5 protein-coding genes are annotated in these 5,672 nt (G+C 57.9%); 3 read left to right on the top strand and 2 right to left on the bottom strand.

Annotation, left to right across the window (positions count from 1 at the left end):
* From ACIQ67_RS20805 to ACIQ67_RS20815, 3 genes are all read left to right on the top strand, one after another.
* On the top strand, positions 1–212 hold a 212-nt coding region (locus ACIQ67_RS20805), incomplete at its 5' end, for a hypothetical protein (protein WP_397536279.1).
* Between the two features lie 139 nt (positions 213–351).
* Positions 352–627, top strand: a complete 276-nt coding sequence (locus ACIQ67_RS20810; RefSeq protein WP_397536280.1) for a hypothetical protein — start codon at positions 352–354, stop codon at positions 625–627.
* Between the two features lie 104 nt (positions 628–731).
* Positions 732–3,431, top strand: coding sequence for a DUF6600 domain-containing protein (locus ACIQ67_RS20815; RefSeq protein ID WP_397536281.1), 2,700 nt, complete (start codon positions 732–734; stop codon positions 3,429–3,431).
* 473 nt (positions 3,432–3,904) lie between these two features.
* On the opposite strand, the gene ACIQ67_RS20820 is transcribed toward ACIQ67_RS20815, so the two are convergent.
* Together ACIQ67_RS20820 and ACIQ67_RS20825 are read right to left on the bottom strand one after the other, a co-directional pair.
* Complete coding sequence (locus ACIQ67_RS20820) at positions 3,905–4,663, bottom strand: BlaI/MecI/CopY family transcriptional regulator (RefSeq protein WP_397536282.1); 759 nt, start codon at positions 4,661–4,663, stop codon at positions 3,905–3,907.
* A 143-nt stretch (positions 4,664–4,806) separates the two neighbouring features.
* Positions 4,807–5,672, bottom strand: an 866-nt coding sequence (locus ACIQ67_RS20825; protein WP_397536283.1) for a TlpA family protein disulfide reductase, incomplete at its 5' end; no start/stop codon positions are given.

Below are 5,672 nucleotides of genomic sequence, written 5' to 3' on the forward strand. Positions count from 1 at the left end.
GCTCAAATTTGAAAAGTCAGGATCCGGGTGGGATGATTCGCCTGCGGGTGAGGGTGCAGCGTGTGTCTAAGGAATCGGGACATGGATTTCAAATCACCGAGGTGATCGCCTGTCACTGGCTTTCGGTGGACGATCCCGGGATTGATCCGGACGCGGTGCTTCGTGCGCCGGATCAGAAGGAGTCGGATCGCTCCCGCATCGACGAAGATTGAGAGAACGCCGGATTTTTCCTGAATCGAATTCCTGATGGGCGATTTACAGATTTTCGCATATGTTCTCGCCTCCACATCGTTTGCAGGCTATAGGGGTTCTCCGGCATCGTTCAGGCGTGCTGCGAAACGCAATCCTCACGTGAAAATCACTCTCAATACGACCATCCCGGAAGACCGCCGCCCGCAAATCGAGGAATTGGTTCGCCGCTTTGTGAAAGTCTCGCAGATCCATTGGCTGCCCAGCCGCTTTCCCCGCTACGTCATGCTCATCGAGCCCGGACCGGAGAACGGCAACGACGCATCAGCCAATGGGTCCATTTTCGACGCGCCGGCTTCAGGCTCCCAATCGCTTTCCTCGATCACCGTGGTGCTTGAAGATGCGATCAAGGCGCGGCTCGCGAAACCAGCCAAATAGTCTGGCGGTCAATCCGCGCACACGGCTTGCCCTCGCACCGTTTCGGGATTTGAGTGAATACTCTTGAGACGTTCCGCGTCCAAGAGCCAGATCCCCGCATTTTTATGAAACCCCGCTATGCCCTGCCTCTCGCCGCATCGTTGCTGCTGACCCTTACTGGCTGCGACCGCCAGTCCGAACAAACCCGCAAGCGCCTGGAGGAGCTCGAAAAGCAGGCAAACGATGCCGTTCAACGCCAGCAAGCGCTCGAACAGGAACTCGAAGACCGCAAACTCGCCGCCGAACGCGAAGCCATCGAACGCGAACGCATGGCCATTGAGCAGCAGCGAATCGAAATGGAGCGTCTCCAAGGCGCGCAGGCCGAGGCAGCAAATCAGGCGATTGCCGACCGGGAACAGATGCTAGCGGACCGCGAGAATCGATTGGAACAACTTCAGCAGGATCTAACAGGCAAAGAGGACGCGATCGCACAGCGGGAACAACTCCTTCAAGGGCGCGAACTCGAAATCGCCGGACGCGAGGCACTTCCTTCATGGAGCCAGGCACCGGTGATCCCACATACCCAACGCCTCCCCGTTGCCGACTACGGGATGTTTTACGACTCTCTCGCCTCATACGGCTCGTGGTTTGAAACCGCCGATTACGGTTACGTTTGGCAACCGGTCGTGGTCCGTGATTCCAGTTGGCGCCCCTACACCCGTGGTCGCTGGGTCTGCACCGACCGCGGCTGGACCTTTGTTTCCGAAGAACCTTTCGGCTGGGCCTGCTATCACTACGGCCGCTGGGCTCTTCTGCGCGGAGTCGGCTGGGTATGGGTTCCCGGAAACGAATGGGCGCCGTCTTGGGTTTGCTGGCGCGAAAGCGGAAGCCACATCGGCTGGGCACCGCTGCCTCCGGAAACCCTCGGTTGGCGTGGGCACCACTGGGACTCGTCCGTCGAGACACGATTCGGAATCAGCTCCTCGTGGTTCTCATTCGTCTCTGTCCAACATTTCTCGGAACCCGCCTACCGCCACTGCCTGCCGGTCAGCCAGAACATCATTTTCATCCGGCAAACCAACAACATCACCAACATCCACTTCCGTGAGAACCGCGTGATCTGCGGTGGCCCAGCCTATCAGCGAATCTCCCAACGCATCGGCCGCCCCTTCCCTTTCTATCAGCTAGATGTGGACCACCATCGCCGACCGGGGCGCGATCCTCTCGGCTTCCGCCCGCAAATTTCCGGCAACCACCTCCGCCTCACCGCACCCGATGTCGACGCCAATTGGAACGCCGCACTCCGCCCGGGACGCGTCCGTGATCGCCTCGAAAATGTCCGTGTCGAACGTGAAAACGCACTCAACCCCGAAATCACCAACCGCTTCCGCGAAACCCGCGAGCAACAACGCGGCGAGGCCGACCGCGCAATCGAACGCCTCGGCGGAAGAAACACCTTTGATCGCCGCCGTGGCGAAATCCTCGAATCCAACCGTGCCGAAATCGAACGCATCACCCGCGATGCAAGCCCGCAACCCACCGACATCGCCGGACGTCCGGATCGCGATCGCCCGGGCCGTCCCGACCCACAACCGGAACCGCCACAAGTCCCGCCAGTAGTTACTACACCACCAGTAGATCGCCCGGAACGTGAACGCCCCGGAAACAACCGCCCGCAACCTGCGGATCCCGAATCCGCCACTCCACCCGTTGCTGGGAATCCGGAGAATCCTCCGACACCACCCGAGCGCCCCATGCCCGATCGTCCGGGCGAACGACCGGATCGTGAACGCCCCACCCAACAGCCCATTCCTCTAACACCAGGCGATCCGGATGCTCCGGAAGCCGAACAACCTCCCGCACGCCCCATGCCGGACCGCCCGGTCCAGCGCCCGGATCGCGAGCGGCCGACCCAACGTCCCGTGCCACCAACAACGGAAACTCCGGAACCTCAAACACCGGATCAACCCATGCCGAATCGGCCCGTCGAACGCCCGGATCGCGAACGTCCGTCGCAACGCCCAACTCCACCTGCCACTCCGGAGGCGGAACCGAAGGAATCCATGCCGGAGAAACCAGCGACCGAGCCTCAGGCCCCGGAACAGCCGGTCAACCCTCCGGCTCAAGAGAACCCGCAGGAACCGGAGCGTCCGATGCGCGAACCCGAACAACCCGAGGTCGTCAAACCGGGCAAGGAAGAGCAGATGCGCCAACAGATTCGGGAGAAACTCGAAGAGATCCAGCGACAGAAGGAAGAGAGCGCACGCATGCAAGAAGAAGAGGCGCGCAAGCGCCAAATCGAAGAAGCCAAGCAAGAAGAGATGAAGCAACAACAGGAGGAAATGCGTCGCCAGCAGGAAGAAGCGCAGCGAAAAAAAATGGATGAAGCCCGCGAGGAGCAGATCAAACAACAGGAGGAAATGCGCCGCCAGCAGGAAGAACAAATGCGCGAGCAACAGGAAGAAGCACAGCGAAAGGAAATGGAAGAAGCCCGTCAGGAGCAAATGAGACAGCAGGAAGAGATGCGCCAACAACAAGAGGAAGCGCAACGCCAACAACAAGAAGAAATGCGTCGCCAACAGGAAGAGGAAATGCGCCGCCAACAAGAAGAACAGATGCGTCGTCAGCAGGAGGAGGAGATGCGCCGTCAGCAGGAAGAACAAATGCGTCGTCAACAGGAAGAGCAGCAACGCCAGCAAGAGGAAGAGATGCGCAGGCAGCAAGAGGAACAAATGCGCCGCCAACAAGAAGAGCAACAACGCCAGCAACAGGAAGAAATGCGCCGCCAACAAGAAGAGCAGCAACGCCAACAGGAAGGTCAGTGAACCGGATCGCGAAAGGGCGGATCCAAAGACACGGGACATCCTGCCCCATCAATCTAACGACTTTCCCGCCGGTTTTTCCCAAAGTGCAGTCGCAATGCTTTGCGACTGCACCTTCCGGTCATCATAATTAGAGCTCCATCAAACCGGCCGGAGGAAATCGACGAGCATCCTGCTATAGACCAGCAGACAAGAAGATGGACGACGAAGCGGATGTGTCTCCAAAGAGGCACACTCTCATTCATCCTCTGCCATCCCAAATCAGCACCAATCCTAACCGCGACTGTCGATCAAACATCGCTTCGGCACCGAACCAAGCAAACCCGGGAAAGCCCCAGCCAACCTCAACCATTTCAATAAAAAGGGCGGGAGATCCGGAGACCTCCCGCCTTTTTTGATAGATTCACATCAGGGTCTTGAGAATGGAGGAAGCGGCGTTGACCGTCGCTTCCCGCACTTCAAAAACCCCGGTGACGTTACTTTTTCGCAGCTTTCTTGGCGGCCTTCTTGGCGGCCTTCTTGGCAGCCTTTTTGGCTGGTGCCTTTTTCGCAGGAGCGACCGTTTTGGCAGCGGCTTTTTTGGCCGGAGCTTTCTTGGCAGCAGCCTTCTTCGCCGGAGCCTTTTTCGCTACGGTTTTCTTGGCAGCCTTCTTGGCGGTCTTTTTGGCGCTTTTCGCCACCTTCTTGGCCGCCTTCTTCGCCGTCTTCACGGCTTTCTTGGCGGGTGCTTTTTTGGCAGGGGCTTTCTTGGCAGGTGCCTTTTTAGCTGCGGCTTTTTTGGCCGGAGCTTTCTTGGCAACTTTCTTTACGGCCTTCTTCGCGGTTTTGGCCGCGGCCTTCTTCGCTGTTTTTTTTGCAGCCATGGCTTTGTGTCGTTGGAGTTCGCGTTCGATGTTTGTTTTCTCTTCCGGCGTTAATGTGCCGGCGGAGAGGATAGCGAGAACTGCCTCACCGAGGCGTCCTCCAAAAGCGTTGGTTAGAAAATCATGCGTCGCGCGACGAACAATGACCTCCTGCGAATAGGCAGCCTCATACGAGTAAGCGCGTCCAACTCGGACACGCTTCACGAGGCTCTTGCGTTCCAAGCTCTGCATCACCGATAGGACGGTGGTGTAGGCGCGCTCCTTGCCATCCGGCAGCGACTCATGCAACTCGGCTACCGTCGATGGTCCATCATGCCACAGCACTGATAGTGCCTGCAGTTCCAAATTGGATGGATGGGTGGGTCGCGCCATGAACGAAACGTCTCGTTGCTTGCGACGATGAAACTAGTAATTCGGAATTCCGTCAAGTTGAAATGCGACGATTTTAAACAAAACTTAAGATCCGGAAACCGAACCATCAAACGCCAATTACGATGAACGCCGTATTACTACGTTCATGGTTCCTCAGGAACATGATCCAACGCCGGACGCACCAGATCCGGACTCACTTCCTGAAGCGATTTCCAGAACAGATCGTCATCCGGATGACCGTTGAACAACACGCGGCCTTCGGGTGAAACGAGAATGACCACCGGCACGCTCTGCACCCGCAACTCGCGATTGAGCGGATTCTCCTCATCATCGATGAACCACGCGGGCCCGGGGTTTTCCAGGGCTTTCACCATGTTCCGCGCATTCTCCAACACTTTCGGCGCATGCTCCGGCAACACCGATGCGAAACCGATCTTTGATTTTGTTAGGCTGGTGATGATCTCGGCAAGACCCGGCAGTGTCGCTTCACACTCACGGCTCCAGGGCGACCAGAAATGCAGCACCATCGCCCGGTTCGCCCCAAGCATCTGGTTGAGCGGCACCGCTTCTCCTCCCGCGAGAGGAGCGAGCTTGCGGTTGAAATCCACACGCACCGTGCGCATCGCCTCATTCAACCGCAACCGATCGATATGCGGTGCGAAAGCCGCTCCTTGGCGCGGACTCAACCAGAAAGCCTCCGTGATATGCTTCTTGAAGTCATCCTTGTTACCCTTCTTCAGCGCGGCGATCGCCTGCACATACTCAACCACCGCGAGCCAGTCTTCCTTCACCGCGAAAATCTCCGATTCGGAAAGCTTGAACGATTCACGGCGCTCAATGAACTCCGGCAGCATCGCTGCCAACGCGTCATCTTCGTGGCGATCGACGTGGAAAAGAAAACGCGCCTCGAGGATTGCCTGTCCTGCAATGCCGATTTCACGGGCTCTTTCTACGGCCTTTTTGAAGGCCTCCTCGGAGCCTCGCTCGGACAGCAGAATGTCCATCACTT

Origin of the sequence: Roseateles sp. (assembly GCF_044373315.1) — a bacterium.
Classification (GTDB): Bacteria; Pseudomonadota; Gammaproteobacteria; order Burkholderiales; family Burkholderiaceae_C; genus JACDQM01.